Source organism: Rhodococcus sp. DMF-1, from assembly GCF_021441945.1.
GTDB lineage: Bacteria > Actinomycetota > Actinomycetes > Mycobacteriales > Mycobacteriaceae > Rhodococcus > Rhodococcus ruber.
Genome location: NZ_CP090442.1, coordinates 4461701 through 4480796, shown reverse-complemented (window position 1 = coordinate 4480796; position 19096 = coordinate 4461701). Strand labels below are relative to the sequence as shown.

The 19096-nt window shown below is 68.9% G+C and carries 19 protein-coding genes; 9 read left to right on the top strand and 10 right to left on the bottom strand.

Features of this window, described 5'->3' with window-relative positions; genetic code table 11:
- Positions 1 to 140: 140 nt before the first annotated feature.
- The 7 genes from LZP97_RS20505 to dnaA all read right to left on the bottom strand — a co-directional run bounded on the left by LZP97_RS20505 (position 141) and on the right by dnaA (position 8323).
- The gene (locus LZP97_RS20505) at positions 141 to 1043 is read right to left on the bottom strand and encodes an alpha/beta fold hydrolase (RefSeq protein ID WP_040273107.1); all 903 of its coding nucleotides are present in this window, start codon (positions 1041 to 1043) and stop codon (positions 141 to 143) included.
- 9 nt (positions 1044 to 1052) lie between these two features.
- Positions 1053 to 2141 carry a PDR/VanB family oxidoreductase gene (locus LZP97_RS20500; RefSeq protein WP_040273105.1) on the bottom strand — a complete coding sequence of 363 codons (1089 nt, stop codon included), beginning with the start codon at positions 2139 to 2141 and terminating at the stop codon, positions 1053 to 1055.
- The gene (locus LZP97_RS20495) at positions 2138 to 3028 is read right to left on the bottom strand and encodes a metal-dependent hydrolase (RefSeq protein WP_010595444.1); all 891 of its coding nucleotides are present in this window, start codon (positions 3026 to 3028) and stop codon (positions 2138 to 2140) included. The genes LZP97_RS20500 and LZP97_RS20495 overlap by 4 nt, the downstream gene beginning before the upstream one ends.
- A gap of 88 nt (positions 3029 to 3116) precedes the next feature.
- Complete coding sequence (locus LZP97_RS20490; protein WP_010595443.1) at positions 3117 to 3665, bottom strand: DUF721 family protein; 549 nt, start codon at positions 3663 to 3665, stop codon at positions 3117 to 3119.
- A complete protein-coding gene (gene recF / locus LZP97_RS20485; protein ID WP_040273103.1) occupies positions 3662 to 4915 on the bottom strand; it encodes a DNA replication/repair protein RecF in 1254 nt (417 codons plus the stop codon). The genes LZP97_RS20490 and recF overlap by 4 nt, the downstream gene beginning before the upstream one ends.
- Positions 4916 to 4940: 25 nt before the next feature.
- Positions 4941 to 6125, bottom strand: coding sequence for a DNA polymerase III subunit beta (dnaN, locus tag LZP97_RS20480; RefSeq protein ID WP_010595441.1), 1185 nt, complete (start codon positions 6123 to 6125; stop codon positions 4941 to 4943).
- A gap of 536 nt (positions 6126 to 6661) precedes the next feature.
- Complete coding sequence (dnaA, locus tag LZP97_RS20475) at positions 6662 to 8323, bottom strand: chromosomal replication initiator protein DnaA (protein WP_017681018.1); 1662 nt, start codon at positions 8321 to 8323, stop codon at positions 6662 to 6664.
- Positions 8324 to 8928: 605 nt separating this feature from the next.
- On the opposite strand from dnaA, the gene rpmH reads away from it, so the two are divergent.
- The 9 genes from rpmH (at position 8929) to LZP97_RS20430 (ending at position 15935) form a co-directional block, all read left to right on the top strand.
- Positions 8929 to 9072 carry a 50S ribosomal protein L34 gene (gene rpmH / locus LZP97_RS20470; protein WP_006934459.1) on the top strand — a complete coding sequence of 48 codons (144 nt, stop codon included), beginning with the start codon at positions 8929 to 8931 and terminating at the stop codon, positions 9070 to 9072.
- 21 nt (positions 9073 to 9093) lie between these two features.
- Entirely contained in the window at positions 9094 to 9471 is a 378-nt protein-coding gene (rnpA, locus tag LZP97_RS20465; protein ID WP_026137831.1) for a ribonuclease P protein component, read from the top strand.
- Positions 9468 to 9749, top strand: coding sequence for a membrane protein insertion efficiency factor YidD (gene yidD / locus LZP97_RS20460; RefSeq protein WP_010595438.1), 282 nt, complete (start codon positions 9468 to 9470; stop codon positions 9747 to 9749). The genes rnpA and yidD overlap by 4 nt, the downstream gene beginning before the upstream one ends.
- A gap of 70 nt (positions 9750 to 9819) precedes the next feature.
- On the top strand, positions 9820 to 10926 hold the full coding sequence (yidC, locus tag LZP97_RS20455; protein ID WP_010595437.1) for a membrane protein insertase YidC: 1107 nt from the start codon (positions 9820 to 9822) through the stop codon (positions 10924 to 10926).
- Positions 10927 to 10947: 21 nt separating this feature from the next.
- Positions 10948 to 11493 (top strand): Jag family protein, encoded by a 546-nt coding sequence (locus LZP97_RS20450; protein ID WP_010595436.1) that lies wholly within the window; start codon positions 10948 to 10950, stop codon positions 11491 to 11493.
- Positions 11494 to 11594: 101 nt separating this feature from the next.
- On the top strand, positions 11595 to 12275 hold the full coding sequence (gene rsmG / locus LZP97_RS20445; protein WP_048771175.1) for a 16S rRNA (guanine(527)-N(7))-methyltransferase RsmG: 681 nt from the start codon (positions 11595 to 11597) through the stop codon (positions 12273 to 12275).
- 838 nt (positions 12276 to 13113) lie between these two features.
- Positions 13114 to 14118: a ParA family protein gene (locus LZP97_RS20440; RefSeq protein WP_010595434.1), complete on the top strand. Its 1005-nt coding sequence runs from the start codon at positions 13114 to 13116 to the stop codon at positions 14116 to 14118.
- Positions 14115 to 15188: a ParB/RepB/Spo0J family partition protein gene (locus LZP97_RS20435; RefSeq protein ID WP_010595433.1), complete on the top strand. Its 1074-nt coding sequence runs from the start codon at positions 14115 to 14117 to the stop codon at positions 15186 to 15188. Before LZP97_RS20440 ends, LZP97_RS20435 begins: the two co-directional genes overlap by 4 nt.
- 57 nt (positions 15189 to 15245) lie before the next feature.
- A complete protein-coding gene (locus LZP97_RS20430) occupies positions 15246 to 15935 on the top strand; it encodes a hypothetical protein (RefSeq protein WP_026137832.1) in 690 nt (229 codons plus the stop codon).
- Between the two features lie 9 nt (positions 15936 to 15944).
- Here LZP97_RS20430 and LZP97_RS20425 read toward each other — a convergent pair whose 3' ends face one another.
- From LZP97_RS20425 to trxB, 3 genes are all read right to left on the bottom strand, one after another.
- The gene (locus LZP97_RS20425) at positions 15945 to 17129 is read right to left on the bottom strand and encodes an N-acetylmuramoyl-L-alanine amidase (protein WP_010595431.1); all 1185 of its coding nucleotides are present in this window, start codon (positions 17127 to 17129) and stop codon (positions 15945 to 15947) included.
- 128 nt (positions 17130 to 17257) lie between these two features.
- The gene (gene trxA / locus LZP97_RS20420; protein ID WP_003936658.1) at positions 17258 to 17587 is read right to left on the bottom strand and encodes a thioredoxin; all 330 of its coding nucleotides are present in this window, start codon (positions 17585 to 17587) and stop codon (positions 17258 to 17260) included.
- 31 nt (positions 17588 to 17618) lie between these two features.
- Positions 17619 to 18587 (bottom strand): thioredoxin-disulfide reductase, encoded by a 969-nt coding sequence (gene trxB, locus LZP97_RS20415; RefSeq protein ID WP_010595430.1) that lies wholly within the window; start codon positions 18585 to 18587, stop codon positions 17619 to 17621.
- Between the last annotated feature and the right edge of the window lie 509 nt (positions 18588 to 19096).

The following is a 19096-nucleotide window of genomic DNA, read 5'->3' as shown; positions in this document are numbered from 1 at the left end:
GCCTGGGCCTCGCGCACACGCGCGCATTCGGATTCATCCTACTGCCCGGAACCGTACTTGCCCCGTCCGACACAGAACGGGCCGTCGACGCCGCTCACCGGCCCGCAGGCGCGGCGTCGCGGGGGCGGGAAGGTGAATCGCTAGAGCGCGGGAGTTCGGACAGTGTGCCGCGCTTCGACGTCGCGCACGAAGCGCGCGGTGGCGGCCGCGAGCTCCGAGGCATGCGAGCGGGGCGACCAGTGTCCGGCGTCGAGCGGTTCCCGGCGCAGATCGGTCACCCACTTCTCGGTGTCCTCGTACCCGACCGGCCGCACCGCCCGGTCCCGCAGCCCCTGGATCAGCTGCACGGGCACGTCGGTGCGCCGCTCGCGCGGCGCACGCAGGCGCCGGCGCAGGTTCGCCCGGTACAGCTTCAGCCCGTGCACCATGTCGTCGGCCAGCGTGGGCGCGACCGGCCCGATCAGGGCCGGATCGGAGCGGTCGAAGAATCCGACGAATCCGGGCCAGTGCCGCGAGAACCACCACCGGAGGGCCGGCACGGGCAGGCCGGGAGTCTGGAACAGCACCGTGTAGGCCGACGCCACAGCCTGCTCGAGCGGGCCGAGCGGGCGCCGATCCCGCAGCCGGCGGCGCATCCACGAAGCGAGATGGTCGAGGTTCGGCCCGGACACCGAGGTGTAGGACGCGATCCGCTCGGCCGCCCCGGGTTCGCACACGGCCTCCCAGCACAGCACCGCTCCCCAGTCGTGCCCGAGCAGGTGCACGGGCACGCCCGGGCTCACCGCGTCGAGCACCGCGAACAGGTCCGCGGCGAGCAGCTCGAGCCGGTAGTCCGCGACGTCGCGCGGCACGGTCGAGACACCGGCGCCGCGGTTGTCGAACCGGACGATCCGGAAGTCGCGGGCCAGCTCGGGTACCACGCGGTCCCACAGGGCGTGGGTGTCGGGCCAGCCGTGGACCAGCACCAGCGTCGGCCCCGCCGGGTTGCCCTCCTCGACGACGTGGAGCCGGACGTTTCCGTTCGTGACGGTGCGAGTGGTCATGCGTTCTCCTCAGAGATCGAGTACGAGCCGGCCACCGTCGGCGCGCGAGACGCAGACGAGCATCTCCTCGCGACGTTCCTCGGGGGTGAGCCGGTTCTCGCGGTGGTCGGGGGTGCCGGACAGGACCCGCACCCGGCAGGTTCCGCAGAAACCCTGGCGGCACGAGTAGCCGATGCCGGGCAGGCGCCGGCGGATGATCTCGAGCGCCGATTCGTCGGCCGGAACGTCGAGTACCTCTCCGGTGCTTGCCAATTGGACCTCGAACGGCCGGCCGGCGACCACGGGCGGGGCGCCGAACCGCTCGAAGTGCAGGGCCGACGCCGGGGTGGCGTCGATGCCGGCGCGCACGGCGTCCAGCATCGGGGTGGGCCCGCAACAGTAGACGGCGCCGCCGGCGGGAGCACCGGCGAGCAGTTCGGCTCCCGTCGGCGTGCCGAACTCGTCGTCCGGCCGCACGAAAACCCTTGACGGGTCCCATGTCCCGATCTCGTCGAGGAACGGCATCGCGGACCGGGTCCGGCCGGTGTAGACGAGCCGCCAGTCCATCCCGGCGCGGTGTGCGGCGCGGGCCATCGCCAGGACGGGGGTGATGCCGATCCCGCCGGCGACGAACAGGGCCGGGCCCTCGGCGACGAAGGGAAACCCGTTGCGCGGACCGCGCACGGCCACGAGGTCACCCGGTTCGAGAGCATGCATCTCGAGTGAGCCGCCCCCACCGCCGGGAATCCGGCGGACCGCGACGGTGTATCGGCCGCGGTCCTCGTGATCCCCGCACAGCGAGTACTGTCGCCGCCGCCCCGACGGCAGATGGAAGTCGAGATGGGCGCCCGGGTGCCATGCCGGCAACTCGGCGCCGTCCGGGGCGCGCAGCGTCAACCGCACCACGTCGCCGTCGGCCGTCACGGGAGCCCTCTCCGCCACAAGCAGATCCACCTGCCGATCGGCGTCGGCGGCTCCGACGGCACCGGTGTAGTCGAGCGTCGTGACGAGGCTGAGGTATCTGTCCACGACGGATCCGAGCACGCCCATCGCCCGGTCGGGGCGGTTCCGGCCCCGCAGGTCCGACGGGCGACCGTGCCGCGACAGCAGTCCGGTCATCGGGCCGCCGCCCGGGCCGCGGGCGAGGACGCCAGGTAGCGGACCGCCTGGGCGGTCGAACCCTCCTGGCTGGGGTGGTACGAGCGGCGGAAGTACCGCGACATGCGCCGGCCGAGGTCCACGGGCCCGGGCAGCGTACCGCGTCGACTGGCCGCGGACCAGTCCGAAAGATGAGGTGCGCGAGCATGTCCGGGCGCACCCGCCAGTGCGGGGTCGTGAGCCATCAGGAAGCGGGCACCGCGGATCCACAGCCACACGAGGACCGGGGTGACGATGAGCTGCGTGCGGATCCGGCGCGCCTCCCCGGGGTCGAAGTAGCGCATCACGTCGTAGGCGACGCTGCGATGCTCGACCTCCTCGGCACCGTGCCAGCGCAACAGGTCGAGCATGGTCGGATCGGTGCCCGCCGCGTCGAGACCCTTCGCGTTGAGGACCCAGTCACCCAGGAACGCGGTGACGTGTTCGACGGCGGCAATGAGGGCGAGCCGTTCGACGAGGTAGTTCTCCGCCCGCAGTCCCGTGAGCGGCCGCCGGCCGAGCAGCCGTCCGAACAACCACCGCATCTGGTCCGTGAACGGGGTGGGGTCGAGACCCTTCGCCTCGAGTTGCTCGAGTACTCCCTGGTGGGCGTTGGAGTGCACCGATTCCTGACCGATGAATCCCACGACGTCGTCGCGCAGTTGTTCGTCCCGGATGAGCGGCAGCGCCTCCTTGAACGTCTCGACGAACCACTCCTCCCCCGCCGGCAGCAGCAGGTGCAGGACGTTGAGCACGTGGGTGCTGAACGGATCGCCCGGCACCCAGTGCATGGGCAGGGCGCTCCAGTCGAACTCGACGTCGCGGGCCTGGAGCAGCACCCGGTCCGGTTCGGTGAGCGATGGGGACATGGACGTACCTCCCGATGCGGAGTGTGGGACAGCGCACAACCGGCACGTTTCAACGTAACATCGGGTTACAGATAAATCCAGGGCGGGTTCAGCCGTACGTGTCCCGCGGGCCGCGGCCGCGGACGTGCCGCTCCCCCTTGCGCCAGCTCGGCGCCGTCGGCCCCGTGATCCGCAGTTCCTCGACCACCCCGTGCCCGACCGCGGCGGCGATCTTCGCGAGGATCTGCGCCTGCATCATGCGCAGCTGGGTCGCCCATGCGGTCGACTCAGCCGAGACGTGCAGCACCTTGTCGCGCAGCGTCGTCGGCGTCGCGTGCGAGGCGATGTCGTCGCCGACCACGCGCGCCCAACTCCCGAGCACGGTGCCCTCCGACACGCGTCCCGTCCATCCCCGCTGCTTGGCGATCGCATTGGTCAGCGCGCCCAGCGGCTGCGGATCCCGCTCGTCGGGTCCCGGACCGGACCAGCCGCGGCGGCGGCGCCGCGGTCGCAGCGCCCCGCGCGAGGCGCGTCCCTGCCCCACCGACTTGCCGCTCGCCTGCGCTGCCGCCCGGGCCTCCTCCAGTGCGCGACGGGCCAGGTCGATCCCGCGCAACGGCGGTTGAGACGGCTGTTCGTCCGGGTTCTCGATGCTCATCGCAATGCTCCGTCCACGGTTCCGTCCAGATCCGGCGGTGCGGGATCGCCGCCGTCGAGCGGGGTCAGCACCGAGAGCCGGCCCCGGTCGGTGTCCTCGGCCCGCACCCCGAACCGGACCGCGGCCAGCTCCGCCGGCACGTCCTCCGGCACCGCGGCGGTGACGAGGACCTGCTCGGCCGAGGCCGCGACGGCGGCGAGCGCGGTGCGGCGCCGCCGATCCAGCTCGGCGAACACGTCGTCGAGCATGAGGACCGGGTCCGTGCCGTCGGCCCGCAGGAGCGAGAACGCGCCCAGGCGCAGCGCCAGCGCAAACGACCAGGACTCCCCGTGGCTGGCGAAGCCCTTGGCCGGCTGGTCACCCAGAATCAGGTCCAGCTCGTCGCGGTGGGGCCCCACCAGGCACACGCCCCGCTCGATCTCCTTCGTCCGCGCCTGCGCCAGCCGGGTCAGGAACGCGTCCTCGATCACGTCCCGGTCGTCGGATCGCGGCGTGCGGCCCGGGTCGGCGAACTCCGGCGGCAACGCCTCGCCCACCGTGCTGCGGTAACGGAGCATCGCCGGCCGCGACTCGGGGGCGATCGACCGGTATGCCTCGGCGACGTGGGGGGCGAGTTCGTGCAACAGGGCGATGCGCGCCGCGAGCAGCTCGGAACCGTGCGTCGCGAGATGACCGTCCCACACGTCGAGCGTCGCCAGTGCGTTGGACCCGTCGCCGGACCGGCTGCCGCGGCGCAGCGCACCTCCGGCCGTCTTGAGCAACGCCGACCGCTGTCGCAGCACCTTGTCGTAGTCGGCACGCACGCCGCTCATCCGCGGGATGCGGGTGGCGAGGAGCTCGTCGAGGAACCGGCGCCGATCCCCCGGATCACCCCGCACCAGGGACAGGTCCTCCGGCGCGAACAACACCGTCCGCACAATGCCGAGAATCTCCCGCGGGCGCCGCGTCGGCGACTGGTTGATCCGGCCGCGGTTGGGCCGGCCCTCGTTGATCTCGACGTCGATGCCCAGTTCCCGGCCGCCGTTGACGACGACGGCGCTCACCACGGCCCGCGACGTCCCGGTCCGCAGCAGCGGGGCATCACCCGAGACCCGGTGCGAGGTCAGCGTCGACAGATAGCCGAGCGCCTCGAGCAGGTTGGTCTTGCCGTGTCCGTTACGGCCGAGGAACACCGTCGGTCCGGGCGCGAGATCGAGCGAAACGGCTTCCCAGGAACGGAAATCGCGTAACGAGAGGGTGCGAACGTACACAGGCCGACCGTTTCCTCCCTCCGGGTCAGCCCGGCAGGCGCACCGGCATCAGCAGGTAGGTGTAGTCGCTGTCCGGGGCGGCGAACGTGCCGGAGGCGTCGGGCTCGGGCGCCTCGTCGAGCGCCGGTCGCAGCACGGCGGGACGGCTCGGCGTGGTGAAGCCGAACGACACCTTCTCGCTGTGCAGCGAGCCGAGGCCGTCGAGCAGGTACCCGGGGTTGAACGCGATGATCAGCGGCTCGCCCTGGAACTCCGCCGCGAGCGACTCCTCCGCGCGGCCGGCGTCGTCGCCCCCGGCCGACAACAGCAGGCCGCCCTCGGTGAATTCGAGGCGCACCTGCGCCCCGCGTTCGGCGACGAGCGCGACGCGCTTGATCGCGTCCACGAGCGGCGCGATCTCGACGGTGGCCATCGCGGTGTGCTCGGTGGGCAGCAGCTGGCGGAACTTGGGGAACTCGGCGTCGAGGAGGCGGGTGGTGGTGCGCCGGCCGTCCGCGACGATACCGAGCAGGCCCTCGGCGCCGACCGACGAGCCGGCCCCCAGCGCGAGCTGGACGGGCGAGTTGGAGGATCCGCCAACGGTTTTCGCCGACTCGGAGAGCGTCTTGGCCGGGACGAGCACGGCGGCGCTCGCCGCCTCGACGGTGGGCATCCACTCGATCTTGCGGACCGCGAGACGGAACCGGTCGGTGGCCGCGAGCACCATGTGGGTGCCGTCGATCTCGACCCGGATGCCGGTCAGCATCGGCAGGGTGTCGTCCTTGCCGGCCGCGACGGCGACCTGGCTGATCGCCTCGGCGAACATCTCGACGGGCAGCGAACCGGTCTGCTGCGGCAACTCGGGCAGCTGCGGGTAGTCCTCGACCGGCATCGTCGGCAGGGAGAACTTCGCGCTGCCGCAGTTGATGAGCACTCGCGTTCCGTCGAGCACCACGTCGACGGGCTTGTTGGGCAGTGCACGGGTGATGTCGGCGAGCAGGCGGCCCGAGACGAGCACCTGCCCGGACGTGATCACCTCCGCGGAGACGTGGACCTGTGCGGAGACCTCGTAGTCGAATCCGGAGACGGTCAGTCCCTGCTCGTCCGCGCCGAGGAGGACGCCACCGAGCACCGGCACCGGCGGTCGCGACGGAAGACTGCGCGCAACCCACGCGACGGAGTCGGCAAAGTCCTCGCGAGCGACACGAAACTTCATGCTTCCAAGCTCCATCGCCCCGCGGATCCTTTCGCTGTTCCTGGCTGTCGATCGATTCAACGAAGTCTGGCACAAGGCCCCGACACCGACGTCGGCAGCGGGGACGTCGCTCCACGGTATGCGCTCGTCGATCAGTTGGAAAGCCGGAGGCTCGAGGGGGACAGGGCTCTCGAGACCCTGTGCACTCGAGTCCTCCACAGCCCTGTTTTGAAAGAGAAGTCTTCGAGAAAAAACACAGAAGTAGTAATAGGGGTTGTGGAATCTGTGGACGGACGACCGTCTACGCTGGTCGGGCGGGCTTCTCGAGACCCGGACTCTCGAGGATGAACTCGAGGAATTCTCGAGGACGGATGTGGACAGCTCGAGAGTGTTCAACATCGGTACACCGTCCGTCCACAAAGATCCCACGTTGTACACACCGTTGTCCACAGGTGTGAGTCACCGTCGAATCGTCTCGAGAATCACGCCCGCAGCCGCCCTCTGGCCGGGTTCCGGGCACGAAGAAGGGCCCGGACACGATCGTCCGGGCCCTGTGTGCCGAGTCGGCGAGCTCAGCGCTTGGAGCGTTGCTTGATGCGTGCGGTCAGCTCCTGGACCTGGTCGTAGACCTTCCGTCGCTCGGTCATCTCCTTGCGAATCTTCTTGTCCGCGTACATGACCGTCGTGTGGTCCCGGCCGAAGGTCTGCCCGATCTTGGGCAGGGACAGGTCGGTGAGCTCGCGGCACAGATACATCGCGATCTGCCGGGCCTGGGCCAGCGGTCGGGCCTTGCCGGGCCCGCACAGGTCGTCGATCGAGGTACCGAAGTACTCGGCTGTCACCGCCATGATGGTGGCGGAGTTGATCTCGAGAGCCGTCGAGTCCGGGATGAGGTCGCGGAGCACCACCTCGGCCAGGGTCAGGTCCAGCGGCTGCCGATTGAGCGACGCGAAGGCCGTGACCCGGATCAACGCCCCCTCGAGTTCCCGGATGTTGCGCTCGATCCTGCTGGCGATCAACTCGAGGACGTCGTGGGGCACGTCCAGCCGGTCCATGCGCGCCTTCTTGCTGAGGATCGCGATGCGGGTCTCGAGTTCGGGCGGCTGGACGTCGGTGATCAGGCCCCACTCGAACCGGGTCCGCAGGCGTTCCTCGAGCGTCGCGAGCTGCTTCGGCGGACGGTCGGACGACACCACGATCTGCTTGTTCGCGTTGTGCAGGGTGTTGAAGGTGTGGAAGAACTCCTCCTGGATACCTTCCTTGCCCTCGATGAACTGGATGTCGTCGACGAGGAGGATGTCCGTCTCGCGGTACCTGCGCTTGAACGCCACCTTGCGGTCGTCGCGCAGGCTGTTGATGAAGTCGTTCGTGAACTCTTCGGTGGAGACGTACTTGACCCGCATCCCCGGGAACAGGCGTTGCGCATAGTGGCCGGCGGCGTGCAGCAGGTGCGTCTTACCCAGGCCGGAGGCGCCCCAGATGAACAGCGGGTTGTACGCGCGGGCGGGAGCCTCGGCGATCGCCACCGCGGCCGCATGGGCGAACCGGTTGGACGCTCCGATCACGAACGTGTCGAACGTGTACTTAGCGTTGAGGCTGCTGCTGCCGGTCGGGGACGCGGTGGCCGGGGGCGGCGGCTGCGTGAAGTAGGACGGCCACGACTCCCGGACCGCGGTCATCGCCTCCCGGTCGTCGTCGACCTCCTCGAGTTCCCCGGTGTCGACCTCGAGCATGCCGTGGTCGAGGGAGGAGGGGCGGCGCCGCCGGAAGGGGTGTGCCATGTCGTGGCGCTCGGACTCGCGCGGGCGGGACTCGAGCGGGCGGGACTCGAGTGGGCCGGCGACGATGGGCCGCGTGTCGAACGAGTGCGGCTCGGGCGAGCGGGGGTCCGGCGGCAGACCCTCGAGGGGCAGCGTGTCCCGCGGCACGGCGTACGGGTCCTCGGCGGGGTCGTCGACGGTCGCGGACGGCTCGATGCGGACGCCGAGTCCTTCGACGCGATGCCCGAGGGTGCGGTGGAGCGCACGGAGGATCGGCTCGCGCAGATCCCGCTCGATGGCCTCCTGCGCGAACGAGGACGGAACCGACAGCAGTGCGAATCCCTGTGCCAGCGTGATCGGCTTGACCAGGGCGAGCCACGCCTTCTGGCCCTTGCTGAGGCCCTCACCGTCGGCGGTCAGCTCCGCGACGACGTCCGGCCACACGTCGGCCAGCGCGTTCGGCTCGTCGTTCACGTCGCGTCCTCCCCAGTTCTCTCGATCCGAATTCCACACGATTATCCACAGATGTGGACAACCACAGGGTGGCGCCCTGTGGATGAGGCTGGGAGTTGTGGAGGCCGAGGCGGACGGGTGAGCAGGTGCGAGGGCCGGCTCGGATCCGAAGTGCCCAGTGTGACATGTCTCGAGACGCCCGGCGCGCGTGGCCCGGGCTAGCGACTGCGGGCGCGGGTTCCCGCCCGGCCCGGCGGCCGGGCGCAACGCCGGTGCCCGCGGAGCAGTCGGCCCTGATCACCGCGGTGGTGGGCGACGAGGAACTGCCCCGGCGAAACCATGAACGGGAGCGTACCGGAGCATGAACGGGGTCACGCGACTTCGTGTTGCGAACGTGACGCGGGGGGAAAATGGCATGCGGCGTGTCGTCTTGCGTGTGCCGCGGCGCCGCGGTTTGATTTCGTGCTTGCCGCCGAGTAGCCTCGAACAGTCACTCATACAGCAGTGACGGATCCGTGCTGCCACGCAGTGTTCTCTTTTCGCGTACGGCACGTGTTCATGCGATTTTCGTACACGTTGGACCGAGGACGCCGACCGGCGTCACAGAACTTCGAGGAGTGTTGACCGTGGCCAAGGGCAAGCGGACGTTCCAGCCGAACAACCGACGCCGCGCGCGCGTTCACGGCTTCCGTCTCCGGATGCGGACCCGTGCGGGCCGCGCGATCGTGTCGGCGCGCCGGCGCAAGGGCCGCACTTCGCTCACCGCCTGATCCCGATTCCGGGAGCTCGGGGTGCTACCTGAGCCGTATCGCCTGCGGCGCCGCGCGGACTTCTCCGAGACAGTCCGTCGCGGCCGCCGGCAGGGACGGCGAGACCTGGTCGTGCACGCGATCGAGCGGGAGCAGGCCGAGCTGGTGGTGAGTTTCGGCGGTCCACGGTTCGGATTCGTCGTGAGCAAGGCTGTCGGGCCGGCGGTGATTCGACATCGAGTCGCACGCCGGCTTCGTCATATCTGTGCGACGCTCGTCGACGAGGTTCCCGTCGGCGCAGACGTCGTCGTGCGGGCTCTGCCCGGTGCCGCCTCGGCGTCCTCACGGGAACTCGACCGGCAGGTTCGCTCCGGTCTCGCCCGCCTGGGCCTGGTCGCGACGGCGCGGCGGCCGGAATGAACGCGGGCGAGGTGCTGCGGTCGGTGCGCTCCGCGCCGGCGCGGATGTTGATCTTCTGCATCGAGCTCTATCGCACGTACGTGTCCCCGACGCGCATGCCGACCTGCCGTTTCACCCCCACCTGCAGCGAGTATGCCGTCGAGGCGTTGCGTACCCGCGGGTTCGTGGTGGGCGCCGTATTGACGGTCGTCCGCCTGCTCAAGTGCGCACCCTGGCACCCTGGGGGCTGGGATCCGGTGCCCGAGCGGCGGCATCGATCGGTCGACCGGGATCCCTGACCGGCACTGAAGACTTCGGACCGACGCCGCTGGGTGGCGACCTTGGACGACCTGAGGAGTACATAGAGCCGTGCTCGACTTCATCTACTATCCCGTGTCCTGGATCCTCTGGGTCTGGCACAACGCTTTCACGGCACTGCCCGGACTGGAGCCCGACGACGGCGCGACGTGGGCGCTGTCCGTGGTCTTCCTCGTCTTCACGCTGCGCGCGATCCTGTACAAGCCGTTCGTCAAGCAGGTCCGGACGACGCGGCAGATGCAGGAACTGCAACCGCAGATCAAGGCGCTGCAGAAGAAGTACTCCAACGACCGGCAGCGGCAGGCCGTCGAGCTCCAGAAACTGCAGAAGGAACACGGCTTCAACCCGCTGATGGGTTGCCTCCCGGTCTTGCTGCAGGCGCCGGTGTTCATCGGTCTGTTCCACGTGCTGCGCTCGTTCAACCGCACCGGTGAAGGCTTCGGTCAGCTCGGGCTGTCGCCGGAGGAGAACGCGCAACTCGGCAACTATGCGTTCAGCCCGGAGGACGTGCAGTCGTTCCTCAGTGCGCGCCTGTTCGGTGCACCGATCTCGGCGTGGATCACCCAGCCCGAGGCATCACTGGTGGCATTCGAGCCCTTCGGCGGGATCCCCTCCCGGCTCGACATCGCGCTCGTCGCGATCCCGCTGATGATCGTGGCGGGCATCGCAACGCACTTCAACTCCCGTGCCTCCGTCGCCCGGCAGAGCGCGCAGGCCGCGGCCAATCCGCAGGCCGCGATCATGAACAAGCTGGCGCTGTACGTGTTCCCGCTCGGCGTCATCGTCGGCGGTCCGTTCCTGCCGATCGCCATCCTGCTGTACTGGGTGAGCAACAACATCTGGACCTACGCGCAGCAGCACATCGTCTTCCGCAAGATCGACCAGGAAGAAGAGGCCAAGAAGCAGGCCGCGATCGCACGCCGCAGCGACAACGCTCCCAAGCCCGGTGCCCGTCCCGATCGGACGACGAAGAAGAAGACTGCCTCCACCGGTGTCGAGGACGCTGCGGGTGCCCCGGAGGTCTCCCTGGAGAAGACGGCCACGGACGACGCGTCCGGCGGTGCCACGCCGTCCGCCCCGCCGTCCGGATCTCCCAAGAACGCGGCCGGATCGAAACGCCCCGGCGGCTCGAAGAACTCCAAGCGCAAGCGGCGCTGACCGAAGAAGAGAGAGCGAATCATGGCCAGTGACCTGGACAAGGCACAGGAGGATGCCGACGTGACCACCGAGACGCCGGATCTCGACGCGGATTCCGACTCCGAGGACGATCTGCTGGTCGAGGAGGGCGAGATCGCCGGTGACTACCTCGAGCAGCTGCTCGACGTGCTGGACTTCGACGGCGACATCGACCTCGACGTGGAGGGCGATCGCGCGGTGGTGAGCATCGACGGCGGTAAGGACCTGTCCAAGCTCGTCGGTCGCGAGGGCGAGGTGCTCGACGCCCTGCAGGAGCTCACCCGCCTCGCCGTGCAGCAGGTCACCGGTGAACGCAGCAAGCTGATGCTCGACATCGCGGGATGGCGGGCCGGCAAGCGGGCCGAACTCAGCGCGCTCGGCACGGCCGCCGCGAAGCGTGTCCTCGAGACCGGGGAGCGCGAGGAACTGACTCCGATGACGCCCTTCGAGCGCAAGATCGTGCACGACGCGGTGGCCAGGATCGACGGTGTCTCCAGCGAGAGCGAGGGCGCCGAGCCGCAGCGTCGGGTCGTCGTCCTCAAGGACTGACGGACAGCAGTCCGACCGGACAGCAGTAAGGAGGGAGGGATCTCGGCGCGCGACGTCGGGATCCCTCCCTTCTCTCGAGGCGAGGTTGTCGCCGGGAGAGGATGTTTCACGTGGAACAGGACGAGGGACGCATCCGCGAGATCGCCGTTCGCGTCTTCGGTGAGCGGCTCGGTCTCGCGGAGCAGTATCGGGATTCGCTCGCGACCGACGGTGTGGAGCGTGGACTCATCGGGCCGCGCGAGGTCCCCCGACTGTGGGATCGTCACCTGCTCAACTGCGCCGTACTCGGTGAATTGATCGACGAGGGCGAACGTGTCGTCGACGTGGGTAGCGGTGCCGGTCTCCCGGGCATCCCCCTGGCTATCGCCCGTCCCGATCTGCACGTGATCCTCGTCGAGCCGTTGCTGCGCCGGTCGGTGTATCTGGCGGAGTTCGTCGAAGCGCACGGCCTGACCAATGTGCTTGTCATTCGCGGTCGTGCCGAGCAACCCGGCGTCGTGAAAGAGGCCGGAGGGTCCGACGTCGTCACCTCCCGAGCCGTGGCTCCCCTGGCGAAACTCGCCAAGTGGTCGCTGCCGCTCGTGCGCGAGGGTGGGCGGATGCTGGCGCTCAAGGGTTCCAGCGCGGCGGAGGAGATCGCGCGCGACCGCGACGAACTGGCTCGTCTCGGCGCCGGCAACCTCGAGGTCCTCGAGTGCGGCGTGGGGCTGCTCGAGACACCCACCCTCGTGGTGAAAGCCGAGCGGATGCCGCGGCCGACTCGGCGGCGCAAGAAGCACTGATCCGGTTTCACGTGAAACCGACCCGCACTCTCGAGTGCGGCGCCCTCTCGAGGATCGCACTCGAGGAGATGAGCGACTCGAGGCACTCGAGGCGGACAGGGTGTCGGGCAGTGCGCCCCCGTCGTCCCCGGCGGCCGCCATACCCGGATGCCGGGCCGCCCGCGGCTCGAGACCTGCGGTGTCCCTCTCCTATCGCGTCCCTCTCCTGTCGCGTCCCTCTCCTGTCGCGTCCTTTCTCTGTCGCGTCACGGTCCTGTCGCGTCGTCACCGGCCGATCCCCGCCGAAATCCGCTCCGGTGTGCCCGGTCCTGCCCGCAACTACCGCGGGCTGGCCTCTCCTGCAGCACGAGTCACCGAAGTTGTTGTCCTCCTTGACTTTTAGGGTCGACGGCACGGCAGCGCCAGGACGGCGAATCCTCTTCGGCACACACCCTTCCCTATACCCTCGGCCAAATCGTCACTGTGACAGTAGCTCCCCCTTCACATCGAGGCGGTCGCGAGTGCGACGCGTTGTTTCACGTGAAACCTGCACTTTTCGGTTTCACGTGAAACGGTGGGTTTCCCGTGAAACGAGATTCGTCGGCGACGTCGTCGCACTCCCGCGGAAGGCGGATGGGATACTGAATCGAAACGAGGAAAGGGAGTGGGCCGGGAACGGTCGCCAACCCTCGCCGGCGCACTCCACCTTCCGAGTTCGGGCATCAGTCACTGCGCCTCGGCTCACTCCACCCCCCGTGGGACCGAAACGGTGACCGGCCGCGGTGGTCGAGCGCGGATCACCGGCGTGGTGTCGCGAGGGGGATGTACCGTGCGGGTGTCGACAACAAAGGAGCGGTCAATGTCGGGTGGATCTGAATCCGCTGTTTCACGTGAAACCGAGACGCAGAGGACGACGGCAGCCGCGTCCGGGTCCGCCGAGGACGAGTTCTCTCCGATTCCGTACGAGGGACTCTCGCCGCTGGATACGCCGATCGGCGCCGCTGCGCACCGGGCCAGCCAGGTGCTGCACCCGAGTTCCGTGAACGCCCTCCCCAAACCGGCGCACCGTCGAGTGATCACGATCGCGAACCAGAAGGGCGGGGTCGGCAAGACCACGTCCACCGTGAACCTCGCCTCCGCCCTCGCCGTCCAGGGGCTGACCGTCCTCGTCGTCGATCTCGATCCCCAGGGCAACGCCAGCACCGCGCTCGGAGTGCCACACCACTCCGGCATCCCGTCGAGCTACGAGGTGCTCCTCGGGGAGGTCAAGGCGGCCGAAGCCGTCCAGCAGAGCCCGCACAGCGAGCGCCTGTTCTGCATCCCGGCCACGATCGATCTTGCGGGCGCCGAGATCGAACTCGTCTCGATGGTGGCGCGCGAGAACCGTCTGAAGAACGCTCTCTCCGCAACTGCGCTGGGCGACCAGGACTTCGACTACATCATCATCGACTGCCCGCCGTCGCTGGGTCTTCTCACCGTCAATGCGCTCGTCGCGGCGAAGGAGGTGCTCATTCCCATCCAGTGCGAGTACTACGCGCTCGAGGGCGTCGGCCAGTTGCTGCGGAACATCGAACTGGTCCAGTCGCACCTCAATCCCGAACTGCACGTCTCCACCGTGCTGCTCACCATGTACGACGGCCGCACGAAGCTCGCCGATCAGGTGGCGGAGGAGGTGCGCGCCCACTTCGGCAGCGCGGTGCTGCGCTCCGTCATCCCCCGAAGCGTGCGGGTCTCGGAAGCTCCCGGGTACGGGATGACCGTCCTCGACTACGATCCAGGTTCGCGCGGCGCGATGAGCTACCTCGACGCGGGGCGTGAACTGGCGGCACGTGGGTACCGGAACGAGAAGCAGGGGAACGAATGAGCGCGACACGCAAGGGCGGGTTGGGCCGGGGTCTGGCGTCGCTGATTCCGACCGGCCCGGCGGCCGCCCCCGGTCTCGGCAACGCTGCGGCGGACGTGATCATCGGCGACAACCGCAAGACCGCGGCCGCGGAGACCGCGTCGAAGAAGGCTGCTGCCACCGCACCGGCGAGGTCCGGGAGCAGCCGGACCGAGGGCGCGAAAGCCGTGGGCGACGGCGGTCCGGCGCCCACCGACGCTCCCCTCCCCTCCCCCGCCGGCGCGGTCTACCTCGAGATCGACACGGACAAGATCGAGCCGAACCCGCGACAGCCCCGCCAGGTCTTCGACGAGGAGGCGCTCGCCGAGCTCGTCCACTCCATCCGCGAGTTCGGGCTCATGCAGCCCATCGTCGTGCGCAGGATCGACGGCGAGCGATACCAGCTCGTCATGGGTGAGCGCCGGTGGCGTGCCGGTCAGGAGGCCGGCCTCGCCACCATCCCGGCGATCGTCCGTGAGACCGACGACCAGTCCCTCCTGCGCGACGCGCTGCTCGAGAACATCCACCGCGTCCAGCTCAATCCGCTGGAGGAAGCCGCGGCCTACCAACAGCTGCTCGAGGAGTTCGGGGTCACCCACGAGGAACTCGCGGCTCGCATCGGACGATCGCGTCCCGTGGTGACCAACATGATCCGGTTGCTCAAGCTGCCGATCCCCGTCCAGCGGCGGGTGGCGGCGGGTGTGCTGTCCGCGGGGCATGCCCGCGCCCTGCTGTCCCTCGAAGCCGGGTCCGACGCGCAGGAGGTTCTCGCGGCGCGCATCGTCGCCGAGGGCCTCTCCGTCCGCGCCACCGAGGAAGCGGTCATGCTGGCGAATCGCGGCGACGGGAAGGACCCCGCACCGCAGCAGCGTCGCAAACCCATCCAGATGCCCGGCCTGCAGGACGTCGCGGAGCGCCTGTCCAATTCCTTCGACACCCGTGTCACGGTCAGCCTCGGCAAGCGCAAGGGCAAGATCGTCGTGGAGTTCGGTTCGGTCGACGATCTGGAGCGGATCGTGGCGATGATGGAAACTCAGGCCGACCCCTCTTGACGCCTCGGCACGTCAGGACGACAGTCGAGGATACGGACATGGAGGCTGAGTAACCCAGTGTCGACTCGAGTCACAACACTCACCCTGGGCGGACTGGACCAGCTGTCGGCACACGCCCGACGCTGTGTGTTCTGGGAGATGGATCCCGCGGCGGTACGCGACGCGGGCGGATTCTACGATCCGGAGTTCGAGAAGGAAGCGTGGCTGTCGATGGTCATGCTCCAGTGGGGTTCCTGCGCCCAGGTCGCCACGCTCGACGACAAGCCCGCCGGCAGCGCGTTCTATGCCCCACCGAACATGGTGCCGCGCGCCCACCTGTTCCCGACCTCCCCGGTGAGCGCCGATGCGATCCTGCTGACCACCGTCCGGATCGAGCCGCTCGCGGAGGACAGCGACCTCGGCGCGGGACTGATCCGCGCCGTGATCTCCGACCTGGTCCGCCGCAACGTGCGCGCGATCGAGGCCTTCGGGTACCGGTCCGCCGGCGAGGAGGAGAGCGATGTCCCCGGCGCAACGGCGGCCCGGGACTGCTCCCCCGCCGAATGCATGATCGAGGCCGGATTCCTCGAGGACATGGGGTTCGAGGTTGTCGCCCCCCATCACCGCTTCCCCAGGCTGCGACTCGAACTCGATCGCGATCACGAGTGGAAGATCGGCGTGGAAGCGGCCCTGGACCGGCTGCTCGAGGAGGCCGCACTCACCGTCGCGGGCATCTCGGACCGCACGCCCGTCGGGGCGGCCCGCTGAGCGAACCGCTCAGCGGGTCTCGGTGATCGACAGTTCCTCGGCGAGCAGTTCGGCGAAGGTGTACGTGCCGGTGGGCTGATCGTCCTGCCCCAGGAGGTAGAGGCGCTTCACGGAGATGAGAATGGCCTCGGCGATGATGTCCCGCGAACGGGGGTTGGCCAGGACCGAGGCATCCTGCGCGTTCGTGAGATATCCGAGATCGAGCTGCACGGTGGGCATGTTCGTCAGGCGCAGCAGATCCCACGTGCGGCCGTGGCTGCGGCAGTCCCGCAGGGCCGTGCGTGCCGTCACTTCGCGTTGGATGAATCCGGTGAGCACCTGGCCGATCATCGACTCGGAGCCGTGCGCGTTGCCGTAGTGGAAGCTTGCGATGCCGCTCGCGGCCGGGTTGGGGCTGCTGTCGCAGCGGAGGGAGATCATCAGATCGGCGCCGAACGCGTTGGAGGTTCCGGCTCGCTCGATGTTCGACGGATTCGCGTGGTACGGCCGGGAGAGGAAGGTCTCCATTCCCGTCGCGGCCATGCGGCCCTCGAGGCGTCGAGCGAGGTCCCACAGGATGTCGGCCTCGGAGATGTCGCCGTGTGGGCTGCGCACGATGATTCCGTGGTCGCGCCCGCCGAGGCCGGGGTCGATGACGATGCGTTTGCCGCTCAGATGCGGACCGGACCGGCGGACGATCTCCTCTTCGCTGATGGCGTGCGGAGACCCACCGGTGACGCGGGTGCCGAGCAGCTCCAGCGAGCGGAGGGTCTCCGGGCCGCAGATACCGTCGGGCGCGAGACCGATCTCCCGCTGGAAGGAACTCAGCGCCTCGTGGGTGCGCGGTCCGAAGTAGCCGTCGACCCGGTCCACGTAGAACCCGAGGTCCTGTAGGCGCCGCTGCAGGGTTGCGACGTCGTCGCCGTAGAGCGGGGCGGAGAGCTGATAGATGAGGGTGCGGGCGCCGAGCCGGTACGAGGCTTCCTTCAGCGACCGGTACGTGGCGGGACCGACGATGCCGTCGACGAGCAGACCACGCTGCTGCTGGAACGCACGCACCGCGCTGTCGAGGTCACGGTCGAACACCGCATCGGAGCCCACCCAGCTGTCGCCGGCGGCGACGTCGGACTCGCCGTGCAGAAACCCGAGGCCGGTGAGGGTGCTCCGGATTTCGGCGACGGCAGGGCCATGGTCGCCGTAGCGCAGTCGGTGCATGTCTCGGCCCTTTCCGTGCTGCTGACCTGCTGTGCCCGGTGTTCCACCAGACCATCGTTCGATTGTCGCAGATACGCCCGGACCACGAATAATCCGGGCGCATCCGTGTCGACGTGGAAAACGGTGATTCAGAGTACGTCGGCGAGGTCGCGGAGGAGGGCCGCCTTGCCCTTCGCACCGACGATGGTCTTCACCGGCTTGCCGCCGGAGAACAGGATCATCGTCGGGATCGACATGACCTTGTAGTCGCGCGCCGCAGCGGGGTTGGCGTCGATGTCGAGCTTGGCGATCTTGAGCTTGTCGGAGTGCTCCCCGGCGATCTCCTCGAGAACGGGAGCCACCATCTTGCACGGGCCGCACCAGGTGGCCCAGAAATCGACCAGTACCGGCTTGTCGGACTGCAGGACGTCCTCGACGAACGAGGCGTCGGAGATGGTGACGGTGTTCTTGTCGGCCACGATTGCTCCTACTCGATGAAGGGGGAAGGGATCAGTATCCGGCGTTGACGGTGATCGGGTGGTGGTCCGGCAGTTCGGCGAGCCAGCGCTCGGCGTCGAGCGAGGCGGAGCAGCCGGTGCCGGCGGCGGTGATCGCCTGGCGGTAGATGTGGTCGACGAGGTCGCCGGCGGCGAACACACCGGGCAGGTTGGTGGCGGTGGTCGGCTGCTGCACCTTCACGTAGCCGGCGTCGTCGACGTCGACCTGTCCGCGGACGAGTTCGCTGCGGGGATCGTGGCCGATCGCGACGAACATGCCGGTCACCGGGAGAGTGCTGCGTTCGCCGGTGACGGTGTCCTCCAGGACCAGACCGGTGACGGAGGTATCGCCGAGCACCTCGACCGGCTTGGCGTTGGTGACGATGCGGATCTTCTCGTTCGCGCGGGCGCGGTCGAGCATGATCTTGGAGGCGCGGAACTCCTCACGACGGTGGACGAGGGTGACGCTGCGGGCGAAGCGGGTCAGGAAGGTCGCTTCCTCCATGGCGGAGTCGCCACCGCCGACGACGGCGATGTCCTGGTCGCGGAAGAAGAAGCCGTCGCAGGTGGCGCAGGCGGACACACCGCGTCCGAGGAGCTGTTCCTCGCCGGGGATGCCGAGGTAGCGGGCGGCGGCGCCCATCGCGAGGATGACGGCGCGGGCCTGGTAGGTCTGTCCGTTGGCGACGACCTTCTTGACGTCGCCGGTCAGGTCGAGTTCGTCGACGTCCTCGGAGCGGATGTCGGCGCCGAAACGCAGGGCCTGCTCACGCATCTGATCCATCAGGTCCGGCCCCATGATGCCCTCGCGGAAGCCGGGAAAGTTCTCGACTTCGGTGGTGGTCATCAGGGCGCCGCCGAACTGGGTTCCTTCGAACAGCAACGGCTTCAGTTCGGCACGGGCGGCGTAGATCCCGGCGGTGTATCCGGCCGGGCCCGAACCGACGATGACAAGGTCGTGGATCGTGGAATCAGTGGTCATGCGAGCCTTCCGGTGTCTGCTGGTGCTTCTGCTGGTACTTCTGCCTGCTGGTACTTCGATGACGGACGAGCCTGAAGGCCCGTGACCGGGACGTCAGTGGTCCACAACATGGGTCAACACCAGGGTAAGGGGTGTTGTTCCTCGCGTGCCGTGCGTCACGCCACAGTCAGGCGTATTCTGCCCCGCTGCCGGTGGAGTGGTGGCGGGAGCCCTGGCACACAGAGGTCGAATCGTCACGTTGACGATATGGACGCTGTCAGCTCTTGCCGTCTCGTCCCGGGCATCGGGTCCTCTCCCCTCCCCCACGCGCGACCCGATGCCCGGCATGTCGACGACCGCCGATCATGTCTCCCGGGAGTCCGGGCGCTCGTACCGTCCGAGCACGGGCCGGGTCTGCACGGGATCGGGTGTGCACGGGCCGGGTGAGTGGGGTGGCGCCACGAGGTACGCGGTCGGCGCCCGGCGGGTGCCGCACCGGCGGCGCGACCCGCTGCGCACGCGGCGCATCG